Genomic DNA, 15,867 nt, shown 5'->3' with positions numbered 1-15,867 from the left:
CAATAAACTTACCCGTGAGTGATCACATATTGTCGACCTAGTCAGTAGTAAGCTTAGTCTCTTATCGGTGAATTTGTAGGAAAGGTAATAGGTAGCAGTGTTCAAAAACGTCAAGAGCTCAGTCACGACTACAATAGCGACGGCAATGGTGCTCATTCTTCTTCTTTCTATCAGTACGACAGGGTTCGCAATCTTTACCTTAGCGTCGAGTTTGAACGATGCTGAGGCAGTTAATGTATCGGGTTCTATGCGCATGCAGAGCTACCGATTAGCCCATGATATTCAATCCGATTCGGTCGACTTCTCTACCCATATTGAGCAGTTTGAGCGCTCTATTTATTCGCACTCGATGAAGTCTCTGCAAAATTGGACCGTGCCTGATGACATTACTCACGATTATTACCGCCTAATTTCCCGTTGGCATGAGTTAAAACACGTACTAAAAGGTGAACAAAGAGAACAATATTTGGTGCTCGTAGCGAATTTCGTAACTCAGATAGACGGTTTCGTATATAAATTGCAAGACTATTCTGAAAGGAAGCTGATTTCGCTCGCTTGGGTTGGCGGACTCGGCCTCGGTGGCGTGCTTTTGATCAGTATATTTATTGTCCATTACACTCGAAAGCAGATCGTTAAGCCGTTAAATTCGCTTGTTATCGCCAGCGAACAGATCCAGTCACGTTCGTTTAATGTTGCGCTTAACATAGATAGTGATAACGAAATGGGTATTCTTGCTAAAGCGTTTAATCGAATGGCACGAGACCTTGGTGCGCTTTATCGTGGACTCGAACAAGCAGTCAATGAAAAAACACAGAAACTACAACATGCTAATGACTCACTGAGGGTTCTATACCAATCTTCACAGGAGTTAACGGCATCACGTATCACACAAGATAACTTTTCCGCGATTCTTAAGCACATCGCGAGCTTGGAAGGAATATCAGCAGTAAGGTTGGAAATTCAACAGCTAGGAGAGCGTCCAATCGTGTTCAAAGAGGGGCATGATTGCAGTCAATGCACGGAGCAATGTCGTTCCCAAGCCTTAGCTTTGGATGGAACAGAGTTGGGTACACTGTATTGGAAAACTGCTTTGCCCTGTCCAGATCAAGCGTTGATCGATAATTTTGTGCAGATTTTATCACGTGCGATTTATTACAATCAGGCGCAAAGGCAAGCAGAGCAGTTGTTGGTTATGGAAGAGAGGGCAACCATTGCCCGCGAGCTACATGATTCATTAGCTCAAGCGCTTTCATACTTGAAGATTCAAGTTTCGCTGTTAAAGCGCGGTATAAATAAGCTACCAGAATCACGCGAGCTAGATAAAACCACATTAATACTGTCGGAGCTGGATACTGGTTTGTCTGCGGCTTACACGCAACTGAGGGAGTTGCTGACTACATTTAGGCTCTCTATTAAAGAGGGCAGTTTTGGTTCGGCACTGCAAACAATGACCGAACAGTTGTCAGATCAAACCGATGCTGAGATCGTGCTCATAAACGAACTCTCTTCAATTGAACTCGATACCAATCAACAGGTACATTTACTGCAGTTAATCCGAGAAGCCGTAACCAATGCGATAAAACATGCGCATGCAGATACGATAACAATTGAATGCACAGAAAATGACACACACATAAAAGTGGCTATAAATGATGATGGTGTTGGATTCGATTCGACGAGGGAAAAAGCTAACCATTACGGTTTAAGCATTATGAACGAACGTGCCTCTCGGTTAAACGGCAAACTCAGCGTAGCGGCGGTTCCCGATCAAGGCTGTGAAGTTTACTTAGAATATCCAAAAGTTAAGGATTCAAACATTGACAGAATGTAGAGTTTTATTGGTCGACGACCATCCATTGATGCGTCGTGGCATCAACCAGCTATTGAGCTACGAAGATGAATTTAATGTTGTTGCCGAAGCAAGTAACGGAGCCGAGGCGGTAGCGCAGAATCATGAGCAAAAGCCCGACTTGATCTTACTTGATTTAAACATGAAAGGGATGTCTGGCCTAGATACGCTCAACGCCTTACGAGCCGATGGATGTGATGCGGCTATTGTCATCTTAACCGTATCGGATAGCCCTGCTGATATCGAAGCTATCGTCCGCGCAGGGGCCGACGGGTACCTATTAAAAGATACTGAACCTGATGACCTGATCGAATTGTTAAAGCAATCTTTAACAGGAAATAAGGCATACAGTAGCGAAGTCGCTAAATATCTATCTGATCGAGAGAACAGTACCAGCGTGTTCGATGACCTTACTGACCGTGAAACTCAAATTTTACGTGAAGTGGCGAAAGGGTTACGCAACAAACAAATTGCCGACACGCTGTTTATATCTGAATCTACAGTTAAGGTACACATGAAAAGCTTACTTAAAAAGCTACAAGTCCCTTCACGTACCGCTGCAACAGTACTCTATCTTGAACGCTATGGCGAAATTAAGTAACTGTTACAAGTGATATAGTTAGATATGATAAGGGCGCTCAAATGAGCGCCCTTTGTTGATGTTCATGCTTATTGATTAAGCAGTCATTGGCACCAGAACCAGTGTGCCAACAATGACTGTCGCCAATCCACAAAGTACAGGCACTGAAGTACGTTTAACGACTTCAAACGGGCTGATGTTTGCCATACCAGAAGTTGCTACGATTACACCTGAAACTGGTGAAATAGTACGGCCCAGGTTCGATGCTTGAAGCATTGGGATGATTAGGAACGCTGGGTTGAGACCCATTTTCGCCGCTAGCGAAGGTGCAAGTTCAACGAACGCATAGAATGGAGCGTTACCTGAGCCGGTCGCAATCGCAGCTGCGACCGTTAAGCCAGTAAGAATTAGCATTAGGGCGATACCGCCTGCACCAGCAGTCTCTGCTAGGTGGAGAAGGTTGTCGATTGCGCCAATAGACATCAACCCTTGAGCAAACACACCCGCAGCGACCAATAGCATTACGACGCCTTTGAATGCATCAGCCATACCTTGGTAACAAGACTCAAGATCTTCTAATGTCTTCTCACCGTCAAATCGTTTAACTACGTAGTGAACTACTGCGCCAATAAAAATCGACAGCACGACAATAGTATAAATATCCAGTGATAATCCAGGAATCGTGCGGCCATTGAATAGGAAAACGCCGATAATAGGTAGGAATGGGAGAATCGCGTAGAAAGAAGGCGCGTTCACCTCAATTTGTGAAACGTCAATGCGTTCCATTGGCGAGTTGTCTTTCTTATCAAGATATTTGTTCCAGAAGAAAGCCGCAGCAGCCATTACGATGATTGCGCAGAAAGATACTGGAAGTACGGTTTGAACTGCGAATACGTCAAGTGCTAGACCAGACTTTTCTGCTGCAATAACAACGTCACCTGATGTTGGCGAAAGAATAATTGCTGCTGGTGACGCACATACTGCCACTGCTGCTGGACGAGAGATACCCATTGCCGTCATCATCGGGAACAGTGTTGCCATCAATAGCACGCCTAAGCCTGTCGCTGAACTAACGGCCAAAGACATCAAGCATGCCACTATATATGCCGCCACTAGTAAAACATATGGTGACTTAATCACTGATAATGGTTTAGAAAACTGTTTTACAACGACATTATTCGCGCCAATGTGTGTCATGTAGGATGCAAAACCACAAAGTAGCATGATTTGCATACCTAAGCCGCCACCTCGGTATTGAAGCATGTACTTAACGTACTCTAATGCATCAGTAAATATATTGCCTGTTGATGTTACTTTAGCAGGCAGTACTGTGTGACCTATTAGGCCTGTTAGAATCAGTAGTAGAATACCTGCGGTTAATAGCACACCCGCTGCTTTATAACCTTTCACGATGAAATAGCCAACGGCAATGGTCACAACCAAACCAATTAACAACTCCAGCATAGAACTCTCCTCGGAACATGAATAGTAGAAACAATTCGTTTCAAATTGTGTCAAAGAATGTACAGAAGTTCTGGCTGTGGCACGAGCAATAGATTTACGTCTAGTGATCTAGAACAATAAATTGATTAAACTATTAATATTGGTGGAATATCTTGTTAATTAAATTAAGCGTGGAGTGTTAATATATATAGGTGAGTCAAAGTTAAAATATTAAACTTCTAAAAATACGATGAATGTTTGATGATGTATGGGGAAGAGTTTACGCTTGTCGGTAGACGACGCTTGGATCGCCCAAGTTGTCATGTAGGCCAAACTCATCGTCGTAAACGGTATTTAGAGGTTGCGGCAAACCTAAATAATATCCTTGGTAAAAATCAACGCCTAACGCACGCATAGTGCTTAGCTGTTGTCCTGTTTCGATCCCTTCTACCACCACCTGAGCGCCAATCTTTTTCGCCAGTTCTAATCCGATCTTAAGTGGTTCGTGCGATCCCTTCATATACGAGAGTAATAAGGATCGATCGAGCTTGATGATATTTGGTTGCAAGCGCATTACGCGCTCACTTGTCGATGCATTCATGCCGAAGTCATCAACAGCGATCTTAAATTCACATTCGGCAAGGTTTTGGATGGCTTTGGTTAGTCGGTCTTCGTTATTTGCATCAAACTCTACCACTTCCATTACTACCTGTGAGTTATCAATATTGAGTGCCTTGAGTCGTTGAGAGAGTAGCATCGAGTTGATATTTCCGAGAGCGAAGGTTTCCCCAGCTGACGGGAGTACGTTGAGAAAGATGAGCAGATGGCGGTATTCAGAGCGACAGAAATTGCGGATATGAATAACGCGGCTTAGGCGCTCTACATTGAGTTTGTCTTCTTGAGTGAAGTCATGACGATGAAAGAATCGATCTGGTCTGATCGGACCGAACTGATCGTGATGAATGCGAACCAGCGCTTCAACGCCAATGACCTGATCTGCACCGTCGTAGATAGCCTGAAAAACGCTTGTCAGCGTTAAATCGTTATACTTTGCGATATAGCGCGAGTTTTCATCTAACGAAAGGCAATCCACAAACTGCTGCTTAGTGGACAGAATCATAATTACACCCAAAAATCTTACCCAAAACAGTATTCAACACGGAATACAGAAACACTTGATAGTAGTGTCACTAGCTTACTGATGTCAATGTAAGCATTGCGTGGCTAAACAAAGTTTTGATCTAGGCTGAATTTGGTGTGTTGGCTAACTGAGTTGGATCACCGAATATAATTGAATGTACTTGCGCACAAGTTGCTGGTCGGTGGCGCGTTTAAGTGGGTGAGTCGCCTTTACATAATAGGGACTAATGTTGAAATGTTGCTCTAAAGACTGAGCAAGTAACGATTCGCTTTCATAGAGAGTAATACCCTGAATTTTATACTCATCAATCTCATCAGGTAGTTGACCTGTCCACCAGTGAAGCAGTTCACGGCTCTGCTTGTTGCGCGTAATCCAGTGATCAGTGAGTAGAAGCAATAGATCATTAGGTTGAATTGCGTAGCCATACTCTTCTTGCCACTGAGCAATGGTGCGAAAAAGCTTCTTACGACAAGACGGGCCGGCACTGACTAAATGAGAGGTAAGAACCCAAACCGTACCAATCTCTGAACTAATTCGATAGTGGTGAGGGAGGTCTGCGTTTCCTTGACTATCGAGCGCTTTGTACTCGTAATCATGGCCGAATTCATTGAGGGTGCGCGATAGGCGACGAGCAAAGGCTAAGCCTAAATGGTGTTCACTCATGCCTTTGTTGTGAATGGTAGGATAGTGCTTTTCACACAACGCCATACAATCGGCTTGAAACTCGTTAACGCTTTGAACTAGCACATCCAACAACAAGACCCATCTCTCCATATTAAACGATAAGCGTACTAAGCCTAACATGCGCTTATTAAATTCCGTTACACTTAATCGTCAAAACTACATGGGACTTTAAGGGTTTATGTCTAAGATTGAATTTACATCACAACAAAAGCAGGCGATGTCGGCTGAGCTGCAAACCTATCTCGAAGATGAACTGCAAATTGAAATTGGCCAATTTGATGCTGAGTTTCTATTTGATTTCGTTGTCGCTAAGTTTGGTTCAGCCTTTTACAACAAAGGGCTTTCTGATGCTCAATCAATAATTGAACGTAAGGTTGTTGATATTGCAGACGAAATTTACGAGATGGAGCAGGAAAGCGCTTTCTGAACTCACTGAAATCGACTTATTCAGAAATTTTGAATGACTTCATCAAGTAAAGCTGATTACGCTTATGTAAAAAATGGTAAATAATCTGTTGCAACAATGGTTGTGTATGTACTCTTAACTCAAATAAGAGTCATTAACGTTTAAGGCTGTTAAATGAAAACGGAAACGCAAAACTACAATTTAGTCGCAAGAGTCGTGCATTGGCTTTCAGCACTGGTAGTGATCGGCTTATTTGCCGTAGGGCTATGGATGGTAGACCTATCCTATTACAGTGAATGGTATCGCACCGCGCCGCACTGGCATAAATCAATTGGTTTATTACTCGGTGGGTTAACTCTATTTCGCTTAGTTTGGAAAATCGTGACGGCGTCACCGAAAGTGAAGGGCGCAAGCTACGAGGTTTTGGGAGCAAAACTTGCTCACTTGGCTATGTACGCAATTCTGTTTGTACTGTTTTGTTCTGGTTACCTAATTTCTACAGCCGATGGCAGAGGAATTGACGTATTCAATTGGTTCACTGTCCCAAGTTTGGGGGCGTTAATTGCCAACCAAGCTGATATTGCAGGCGAGGTTCATTTCTACGCCGCTTGGTCACTGATTATCCTTGCCGCAGTTCATGCACTTGCGGCACTAAAACACCACTTTATTAACAAAGACAACACGCTACGCAAAATGATAGGAGCTTCAAAATGAAAAAAACGTTATTTGCTACCGGACTAGCGATGGTAATGGCATTACCAATGGGTGCGAGCGCAGCGGATTACATGATCGACACTAAAGGGGCACACGCTTCGATTAACTTCAAAGTAAGCCACCTAGGTTACAGCTTTATTCAAGGACGCTTTAACACCTTTAGCGGCGAGTTTTCCTACGACCCAGCAGACATTGCTGCTTCAAAGGTAACAGTGAACGTTGATACGACTAGCCTAGATTCAAACCACGCAGAGCGCGACAAACACATTCGTAGCTCAGATTTTATCGATGCGTCTAAGTATTCGAATGCTACTTTCACCAGTAGTAGTGTTGTCGACAAAGGTAATGGCGAACTCGATGTGAATGGTGACTTAACCCTACATGGTGTAACTAAACCAATTACGATCAACGCGACCTTTGTTGGCGCAGGTCAAGACCCTTGGGGTGGAACTCGTGCGGGTTTTGTTGGTACTACTCGTCTAGAGCTTGCTGACTTTAACATCCCTGTTATGGGCGCATCTAGCTATGTAGACATGGAACTGCATGTCGAAGGTATTAAGAAGTAGTTTAGCAAGCCTTAAAGCTGGCAGCCCCCAACAAATGTTGGGGGCTTATTTGATCAAGCGACTTATTTCCTGATCAAAATTCGTAGTGACATAAGAGTATGTTGTTACGCTGTTTCTAGTTCACGCTCTTCAACAACGCTGATACGCTCACCGTAGATAGGGCGAAGTGCTGCAAGTACATTTTCACGCGTAATCACACCGACCAACTTACCGTCTTCCAAAACTGGTAATACGTGCGGTTTGCTTACTTTCATTGCTTTTGCGCGTTCCTCTAATGAAAGAGTCGTAAACTGCGTTGCGATGCCCATACTTGTTGTTGGGTATAGTTGCTCTTTATCGATACATAGATATTCAGCAATATCGACCAGCTTGTCTTTAGCATCAATTGCAACCACTTCGCGAGACATAATATCGACAACTTTTTGCGATGCTGTTGGGATATAGTCTTGGCACCAAAGGTCTACCATGATGTCGTGCGCTGAGAAGAAACCGATTAGTCGTCCTTCAATATCGCAAACTGGCGCGCTGATTTGGTGGTTGTCTAATAGCGTGTCGATAGCCACTGATGTTGGCATCTCTGCACGTAAAACGATTGGGTTGTTGTTCATGATTTCTGTTGCAGTAATATTGCTGTTCATAGTGACGTCCTTAGCCGATTTAATCTGAGTTGTGGTTGTAATTGCGCGAACATTTGTCGCTTTAAGTTGTGGTCTGCGGTAGATACCCCAGTTGGCAAGTCCTACAAGAACCGAACCGCCGACGATGTTGCCAAGCGTTACCGGAATAAGGTTCGCTAGGACAAACTGTTTAATGTTTAGGTCTGAATACTGAATCGCTGTTGTGCCGATTTGCTGCCAGAAGCTTTCTGGGGCGAAGTTCTGGATTACAATGCCAAGCGGCACCATGAACATGTTTGCTACGCAGTGTTCGAAACCACTAGAGACAAACATGGCAACAGGCAAAATGGTCATTACTGCCTTAGTCATTGCATTTGCACTGCTAAAGGTTAACCAAATAGCTAAACAAACAAGCAAGTTACATAAGATACCCAGAGCAAATGCCTGTACAGGTGTATGGTGTAACTTATGCTGAGCAATGTTTAACGCGTTAAGCCCCCACTGACCATGGTCCATCTGGTACAAACCTGCCGCTGAAACTATGGTCAACAAGAACATTGCACCGATAAAGTTGCCAACGTAAACTTTGCCCCAAATCGAAAGCATCTTGCTGAAGCTGATTTGCTTATTCGCCCATGAAATACTTGATAGCACAGAGCTGGTAAACAATTCGCCACCGCAAATCACAATCAGGATTAAACCCATACTGAAAGCGAGTCCGCCTGCTAAGCGACTGAGTCCCCAGCCTGCATCGGCACTCCCGGTTGTTACCGTTATATAAAAAAGAAACGCTAGGCCAATAAATGCACCAGCCATGATGGCTAGGCTTAAAGTCATACCACTGCTTTTCTTCGCCTTACTGAGCGCAAATTTCTCTGCTTCAGCCATCATCTCTATTGGTGAAAAGTATTGGTTATTTGTTTTCGCAGTTGCCATACATGCTCCCAATTCGAAATATCATTCTTAACCTCCTTAAGTTCACAGCGCTGCGTTGTTCGCTGTGAGTTCAGAATAGGGTGGCGAAACGTACAGGTAAAATTGATAATTTTTAAAATCTTTATCAATAATATTGATAAGGCGTGTAGGACTGGTAAAATGAAACGGCTTGCTTATCAGAATTATCTGATTCCATAGGAAATAACTAAATTAGCGAGATTTCGCACATAAGAAGGATATGAGAGTTATGCGGTACTCATTAAAACAGCTCGCGGTTTTTGACGCTGTTGCGGACACGGGAAGTGTTAGTTTGGCTGCGGACAAACTTGCATTAACTCAATCGGCTACCAGTATGTCGCTCGCGCAACTCGAGAAAATGCTCGGAAGACCTTTGTTTGAAAGGCAAGGCAAGCAGATGGCACTTACTCATTGGGGTATGTGGCTACGCCCAAAGGCAAAACGTCTATTGCAAGATGCACAACAGATTGAAATGGGCTTTTATGAACAACACCTACTCAGTGGCAATCTCAAAATCGGTGCTAGTCAAACTCCGGCCGAACACCTAGTCCCAGACTTAATCAGTATTATTGATAATTCATTTCCAGAGATGCGTATTTCTCTAGAAGTGAGAAGTACCGATAGCGTTATCCAAGGTGTGCTTGATTATAAGCATGATATTGGAATTATCGAAGGTCGATGTGATGACAATCGCCTCAATCAAGAGGTTTGGTGTCGTGATCACTTAACCGTAGTTGCAGCGGCTCATCACCCTTTTGCTAAGCACAGTACTGTCAGTCTTGCCCAGTTGGAACAAGCGCAGTGGGTATTACGTGAACATGGTAGTGGTACTCGCAAAATTTTTGATAGCTCTATTCATCATTTAATTGAGGATCTCGATGTATGGCGCGAATATGAGCACGTACCTGTTCTACGCAGTATGGTAGAGAACGGTCAATATCTCACGTGTTTGCCGTATTTAGACGTAGAGCGATTTATCGACAGTGGTCAACTTGTCGCGCTTAATGTTCCAGAGCTGACCATGGAAAGAACGCTTTCCTTTATTTGGCGTGCCGACATGCTTGAGAACCCGCTCGTAGAGTGTATCAAACGCGAAGGTGCGCGAATGATGAAAGGTAAGCCTTCTGTACTGTAAATTTGGTATTTACTAATTATGTTGAAATAGCGTTTGCGTCACAATTTATAGTTATTGCATACATATAATTGCGCTATCAATGAGATCTTTATCACGTGAATGCGACGCTGTTTAACCTATTATGCTCACTCGTACTTTTGACGTGTCACATAACACACTCTGCGAGGCATGATGAGCACTCTAATCGCTATTTCTCTTACAACAGGCATCTTATCCGGACTTTGGGGCTGGATCGCTGTCTCATTAGGTCTTTTAACTTGGGCAGGCTTTCTTGGCTGCACAAGCTACTTCGCATCACCAAATGACGGTTTAAAAGGTCTATCAGTAAGTTTGATAACCAATATGAGCGGTGTATTTTGGGCAATGGTGATTATCCAGTTATCACAGTTAGCTTCGCTTGAGATCCTTGGTTATGTGATTACAGCGGTTGTGGCATTTTTGATGTGCGCGCAAGCGAAACAATCTTGGCTCGGTTACATTCCGGGTACCTTTATTGGTTCATGTGCGACGTTCGCCGCTGATGGCAACTGGCAGCTTGTAGTTCCTTCGTTAATATTAGGTGGTGTTTTTGGCTACTTAATGAAGGCGAGCGGCATGTGGGTTTATCAAAACTCAAACCAATCTCAGGCTGATGCGAGCTTACCGACTCGTTCATAGCCTTTGATAATCGTCCTATGCTCATATAGGGACACCCCCGATTGATTTGTATCAGCAGCATTTTTGATACGCGGCATCTAGTTTCTAGATGCCGCTTTTTTGATTTTTGAACAAGTTACGTATTTCCATTTGCCATAGTGACAACGCGTTTCAATGTCCAGCGCAGAAGAATCGGGATACCTTCGACTCCTTGATTCTCACAATGAGATACAATGGCTAAGGCAAGATCTGGCTTGGCGAACTTCTTCAATACGCGTGTAACCACTTTTTTCGCAGGTATCGGGTGGTCAAGCGGTATTCTGAGCATGTTTTTGAAGAAGGGTTCAAAACCATTGTTATAAAGAAAATGCTCAATATCTCTATCAGGTAACTCAGTAAGACGATGTCTTTGCTGGTCTTGGCCAAGCTGAGCCATTACAGCAGCGGCATATTTTTTACCCGCAGCATCACCATCAGTAACGATATGCCAATCGATACCAAAAGCTTTGGCGACCTTTATCAGTGACTTTAATCCTGACTGAGCAAACTCGATAATCTGCACACCTTCTGCTGCTAAGTTGTATCCACACTGGTTTGCAAGTTCATTAAATAACCACACCTCAGTTTCACCTTCGACCAGCAACCAACATCGAGCAAACAATGCGCCAGAGCGGTGGAATCGAATGTGGAAACCAATTCGTCTTAGTTCGTCGCGGCCGAGACCTTGGTCGGGAATATATTTGGTAATGGTGCGATCGTTCATGCGTACCAAACGTCGAATACTTGAAAGGGGAACCTGACCTAGTAATTCACCACTGTTAGTGGTTAAGATCTTTTGCATTGGTAGCAACTGAAGTAAGCCCCAAGCGCGTGCTAAATGGGTGGGGTGCAATCTACCTTCTGGGTCTTCGACAATTAACAGTGGCCGAGCGCAGCGCCTCAGGGTTGTTGGCCCTTTTGCTTGTAGATAGGCATTTAACAGCCCCATAAACAGTAAGCGAGTCTGCTTGTCTTGCGTTTCCTCGACCACTTGGGAGATGCTTTTTGAACCTGGTGATGCATTAAAGAAAATCCCATCGCGCTGTTTACGAATATCCTTACGGGTGTTGGACTTAAAAGAAAAATAATGTTCAACCAAAGCCCTCATCGAGTTAAGACTACTTCGCATTTCCCCCTTGTTGACGTGACCAGGAATCGCCATCAGCCGTCTCCACGTATTGCCAATGCGTTTTTCCATACGTGCGTTAACGTCTTTGCTATCTGAAATAGGACGTTCAAAGCGTCTCGAGTCTCGTAAGCGTATCACAGGGTGCAGCGTCATTAATTCTTGAGCCAACTTGTCTGAGTGATGCAGAGGAATCGGGTTACCCTCTAAATCAAGAAAAGTATAATTAGTGGTAATATCGTATTGATTACGCGACGCACTCAACCGATAGATGATACGGTTCCTACCCTGTTCATCCGGGACCCAAATAGGCTTGATCTTGCGATATCGACCAGATTTAATCTCGTTTTTATCTGTCGAAACAAGACTAAGGACAATCTGTAAATGCTGTGTTTGAGGATGAGAAATTGAATAGTCGACATGAAAGTCGGTTAAAGTAAATTGATAAGGTATACCTTCAGGTGGCAGGGCAACAGAAAGTGCATCTAACAATGAAGACTTACCCCAAGTGTTTTCACCTATTAATGTCGTAAGATCATCAAAGGCGATGGAAAGACGTTTAATACCGCGAAAACCAGATATTTCGATTCGCTCTAGCTTCATAGAGTGGCTCCATTACGCTGTAGTTAATACAAGCATAATTGAAAAGTTTTTGATTAGCAGGCATTTAAGTCACAAACCAGTTTTTAGTTTCGTCACAGTGGTCTATGGTTTGTTCCTCATTTTTCAATGCATGAACGAGAGCATTTCAAAAAAAGTGTGAAAGATAATGATTCTGTCATATGGATTACGATAAAATCGGCCAAAAGAGAGAGAAAATATGACAGATAAAAACAATAAAACAACCAAACTTAGAATTGCTCACATCAATGATACCCACTCCTATTTTGAACCGACGTCGTTACAGCTAACTATTAATGTAGATAATGATAGCGTTTCTCCGTTTGTGAGTGCAGGTGGATTTGCCAGGATCGCCACTCGCGTTCAGCAGCTACGAAAGCAAGCTGAAGTGAATAACCAAGAGTTCCTGTTTCTTCACGCAGGTGATTGCTTTCAAGGCACGCTCTACTTTTCACTGTTTAAGGGCGATGCTAATGCAACTATGCTTAACAACCTTCAGATAGATGCAATGGCGCTTGGTAATCATGAACTTGATATGGGTAATGAGCCTGTTGCGAAATTCGCGCAGAAGATTGATTTTCCGCTATTGGCTGGCAACTGGGATCTGACCAATGAATTGGCTGATAAAACGACGCGCCTATCTGGCAATCCACGTGTATTGAGTTTCGTCGATCAGACAAAGTCAGCGCAATGGATAGAGAAGCAAATCGGCGATGATAAAGTCGCGGTGTTCTCACTCGCGCTTGATAAAATGGCTGATATCTCAAATCCAGATTTTGATACTCCGTTTGTCAACTCGATTGAAACTGCCACAAATACCGTCAAACAGATCCATGCGGCGGGCATTAATAAAATTATTCTACTCAGTCATATGGGCTACGAAGCTGACTTAGAACTTCCTTTGCATGTACAAGGGATTAACGTGATTGTTGGTGGGCATAGCCATAAGTTGCAGGGTAACTTTTCTGATATTGGCTTAGCGGATGAAGATGAGTACGGTATCAAGATTAATGATACCCATGTTGTTCAAGCAGGCTTCCATGCACTGACGCTCGGGCACTGTGATCTGGAGTTTAATCCTGATGGAAGCTTGGCTTCATTTAACGGCACAAATGAGCTTCTATTAGGTCGCAGAGTATTCATTGATGCGAGCATGAGTGCTGTGCATAGTGACGACCCATACCTAAAAGCACGTGATTATATAGACAACCACCCGAATGTCATCGTGTGTAAAAAAGACAGCAAAGTACAAAGCGTATTGAACGATAACTACACTTGCCAAGTACGTGAACTACAAAATACGATTATTTCTACCACAGAGAAAAAGCTTCGTCATATTCGCGTGCCCGATGCACAAGGCCCGAGTGAAGTAGCACCGCTCGTTGCAGAGTCATTCGTCTATATGATGGAGCAACAAGGTCATCGTGTTGATTTCGCTATTCATAACGCAGGCGGTGTTCGTAACTCCCTCTACCCGGGTGATATCTCGGTTGCAGACATCGCAGGTAAGATTCTTCCATTTGCCGTTCCAATTGGTATCTATCAGATTAAGGGCGAATTTTTGCCGCTTGTGTTAGAAGGCGCGCTAGATAATGCTTTTAATAATGGCATTGAGGGAACCGGAGACGGCTCATACCCTTATACACACAATCTCGACTTCAAATATGATCCTTCGGCAGATAAAGGTCAGCGTGTTTTAGATCTTAAGCTAAGAAACAGTGAAGGCGAGTGGCGAAAAATTGACCCACAAGCCACGTATAACGGGACATCCTCTGCTTATACCATGAAAGGGAAAGAGGGCTATGAAGCGATTTTGAACATGGAGAATGAAGGTATGGTTACCACGTTCTCAATGGCAGATTGCTTTATTAAATTACTAACTGACAAGCCCCACACGCTTAACCAAACTCACAACGATAACGGATGTCAGCATTGGCATAAAGGTTGCTAAATACTCCTTGGGTTCGTATTACGAATGGGTAGTACTCAAAGGAGGGTATTATGTGGAGTAAAGATTGGATTGATGTCGCTGTCGTCGTAAGCTGGATTGGCGTATGGTCAGCACTGGTATACTTTATCCCAATCGGTGGAGTGTAACGTCCAAATTGACAGAACCATCAATATAATAAGTACCTTATGAATGCAGTGGAAAAGGAGCAAAAATTTTTGCTCCTTTTTTGATTTTATATGTAGACATCGACCTATGGCAGGAATAGAATTCGCCTTGTTTGGGGAGTAGTCGCCTCTGGTTTACTTATCGTCATCTCGTTAGGCTCAGACCTATCCGGTAAGTATAAATGTTGCTGATAGTCATATTCAGCATCTATTTCGACGAGACCAACGTAGTCAAATGCTACGCCAATTATTTTTGCGTAGATTGTTTGTTTGCGGTGGGACTCTACTATCTCAAAATAGCCCGTTCCCTCCGCGTGTGGAGGATTTATGACCCCAATGACTTATTACTGCTTCGGCATTCTTATCTTGGCTTTAGTCGCGCTCGATATTTATCAAACTCGCGGTGGAAAGATCTCCATCAACAAAGCGCTGCTGTGGAGCCTGTTTTGGTTCGCACTTGCGTTTGTCTTCGCTGCATCGATCTATCTGTTGTGGCCAATGTACGCGCCTCATAGTGACTACAGCGCGTCTAAAGCAGCTACGGCATTTATCACTGGTTACCTATTGGAAAAGTCATTAAGTGTCGATAACTTGTTTGTGTTCCCAATCATTTTTCACCAGTATTCAGTGCCTGAAGCTTTACGTCCTCGAGCGCTACTTTGGGGGGTATTTGGAGCACTACTATTGCGCGCAATAATGATTGCCGTCGGTGCTCAGTTGCTTGCTCAGTATCACTGGGTGTTGTATGTGTTTGCGCTGTTCCTAATTTGGACAGGGATTCAACTCGCGAGAGACAAAGGCGATGAGCAAATTAATCCATTGCCGGAGCGCGTGATCAGGAGACTGATGCCAGTTAGCGATAATTTCAGTGGAAACGCGCTAACAATAGTGGAAAAGGGCAAGCGTGTCGCAACGCCAATGCTTATTGTCATCACGGTGATCGCATTTATGGATGTAATGTTTGCCTTAGATTCTATTCCAGCGATATTTGCAGTAACTCGTGAGCCATTCTTGGTATTAGCGGCGAACGTATTTGCGCTGCTTGGGTTGCGTTCACTCTATTTTGTTTTGCAAGGCATGATGGATAAGTTTGTTTACTTAAAACCTGCTCTGTCTTTTATTATGGTGTTTATTGGCATCAAGATGATGCTGGTGGGCACGGAGTGGGCAATCCCAACGCCAGTATCACTATTTGTTCTTGTTATCACCATGACAATTGCTGTAATTGCTTCAGTTATTCA

General features: G+C 43.6%; 14 protein-coding genes. 9 read left to right on the top strand and 5 right to left on the bottom strand.

Annotation, left to right across the window (positions count from 1 at the left end):
- The first annotated feature begins 97 nt into the window (after positions 1-97).
- Positions 98-1,831, top strand: coding sequence for a nitrate/nitrite two-component system sensor histidine kinase NarQ (narQ, locus tag QTO00_RS03020; RefSeq protein WP_331422860.1), 1,734 nt, complete (start codon positions 98-100; stop codon positions 1,829-1,831).
- A complete protein-coding gene (locus QTO00_RS03015) occupies positions 1,818-2,450 on the top strand; it encodes a response regulator (protein WP_331422859.1) in 633 nt (210 codons plus the stop codon). Before narQ ends, QTO00_RS03015 begins: the two co-directional genes overlap by 14 nt.
- A gap of 75 nt (positions 2,451-2,525) precedes the next feature.
- On the opposite strand, the gene dcuC is transcribed toward QTO00_RS03015, so the two are convergent.
- The 3 genes from dcuC to QTO00_RS03000 form a co-directional block, all read right to left on the bottom strand.
- Positions 2,526-3,893, bottom strand: a complete 1,368-nt coding sequence (gene dcuC, locus QTO00_RS03010; protein ID WP_331422858.1) for an anaerobic C4-dicarboxylate transporter DcuC — start codon at positions 3,891-3,893, stop codon at positions 2,526-2,528.
- Between the two features lie 259 nt (positions 3,894-4,152).
- A complete protein-coding gene (locus QTO00_RS03005; protein ID WP_331422857.1) occupies positions 4,153-4,992 on the bottom strand; it encodes an EAL domain-containing protein in 840 nt (279 codons plus the stop codon).
- A gap of 144 nt (positions 4,993-5,136) precedes the next feature.
- Positions 5,137-5,772 carry a hypothetical protein gene (locus QTO00_RS03000; protein ID WP_331422886.1) on the bottom strand — a complete coding sequence of 212 codons (636 nt, stop codon included), beginning with the start codon at positions 5,770-5,772 and terminating at the stop codon, positions 5,137-5,139.
- Between the two features lie 103 nt (positions 5,773-5,875).
- Between QTO00_RS03000 and QTO00_RS02995 the strand changes: the two genes are divergently transcribed.
- From QTO00_RS02995 to QTO00_RS02985, 3 genes are all read left to right on the top strand, one after another.
- Positions 5,876-6,124 carry a DUF2164 domain-containing protein gene (locus QTO00_RS02995; RefSeq protein WP_331422855.1) on the top strand — a complete coding sequence of 83 codons (249 nt, stop codon included), beginning with the start codon at positions 5,876-5,878 and terminating at the stop codon, positions 6,122-6,124.
- A gap of 153 nt (positions 6,125-6,277) precedes the next feature.
- Positions 6,278-6,817, top strand: coding sequence for a cytochrome b (locus QTO00_RS02990; RefSeq protein WP_331422853.1), 540 nt, complete (start codon positions 6,278-6,280; stop codon positions 6,815-6,817).
- On the top strand, positions 6,814-7,383 hold the full coding sequence (locus QTO00_RS02985; protein WP_331422851.1) for a YceI family protein: 570 nt from the start codon (positions 6,814-6,816) through the stop codon (positions 7,381-7,383). The genes QTO00_RS02990 and QTO00_RS02985 overlap by 4 nt, the downstream gene beginning before the upstream one ends.
- A 104-nt stretch (positions 7,384-7,487) precedes the next feature.
- Here QTO00_RS02985 and focA read toward each other — a convergent pair whose 3' ends face one another.
- On the bottom strand, positions 7,488-8,936 hold the full coding sequence (focA, locus tag QTO00_RS02980; protein ID WP_331422850.1) for a formate transporter FocA: 1,449 nt from the start codon (positions 8,934-8,936) through the stop codon (positions 7,488-7,490).
- Positions 8,937-9,183: 247 nt separating this feature from the next.
- On the opposite strand from focA, the gene QTO00_RS02975 reads away from it, so the two are divergent.
- A complete protein-coding gene (locus QTO00_RS02975) occupies positions 9,184-10,089 on the top strand; it encodes a LysR substrate-binding domain-containing protein (RefSeq protein ID WP_331422849.1) in 906 nt (301 codons plus the stop codon).
- Between the two features lie 171 nt (positions 10,090-10,260).
- Positions 10,261-10,746 carry a DUF1097 domain-containing protein gene (locus tag QTO00_RS02970; protein ID WP_331422848.1) on the top strand — a complete coding sequence of 162 codons (486 nt, stop codon included), beginning with the start codon at positions 10,261-10,263 and terminating at the stop codon, positions 10,744-10,746.
- Between the two features lie 115 nt (positions 10,747-10,861).
- Here the strand turns inward: QTO00_RS02970 and QTO00_RS02965 are convergent, their stop codons facing one another.
- On the bottom strand, positions 10,862-12,493 hold the full coding sequence (locus QTO00_RS02965; protein ID WP_331422846.1) for an ATP-dependent endonuclease: 1,632 nt from the start codon (positions 12,491-12,493) through the stop codon (positions 10,862-10,864).
- A 217-nt stretch (positions 12,494-12,710) separates the two neighbouring features.
- Here QTO00_RS02965 and QTO00_RS02960 point away from each other — a divergent pair, with 217 nt between their 5' ends.
- Entirely contained in the window at positions 12,711-14,462 is a 1,752-nt protein-coding gene (locus QTO00_RS02960; protein WP_331422845.1) for a bifunctional metallophosphatase/5'-nucleotidase, read from the top strand.
- Between the two features lie 491 nt (positions 14,463-14,953).
- Positions 14,954-15,867, top strand: a 914-nt coding sequence (locus tag QTO00_RS02955; protein WP_331422844.1) for a TerC/Alx family metal homeostasis membrane protein, incomplete at its 3' end; no start/stop codon positions are given.

Source organism: Vibrio sp. M260118, from assembly GCF_036533755.1.
Taxonomy (GTDB): domain Bacteria; phylum Pseudomonadota; class Gammaproteobacteria; order Enterobacterales; family Vibrionaceae; genus Vibrio.
This window is presented reverse-complemented; position numbering and strand designations above follow the sequence as displayed.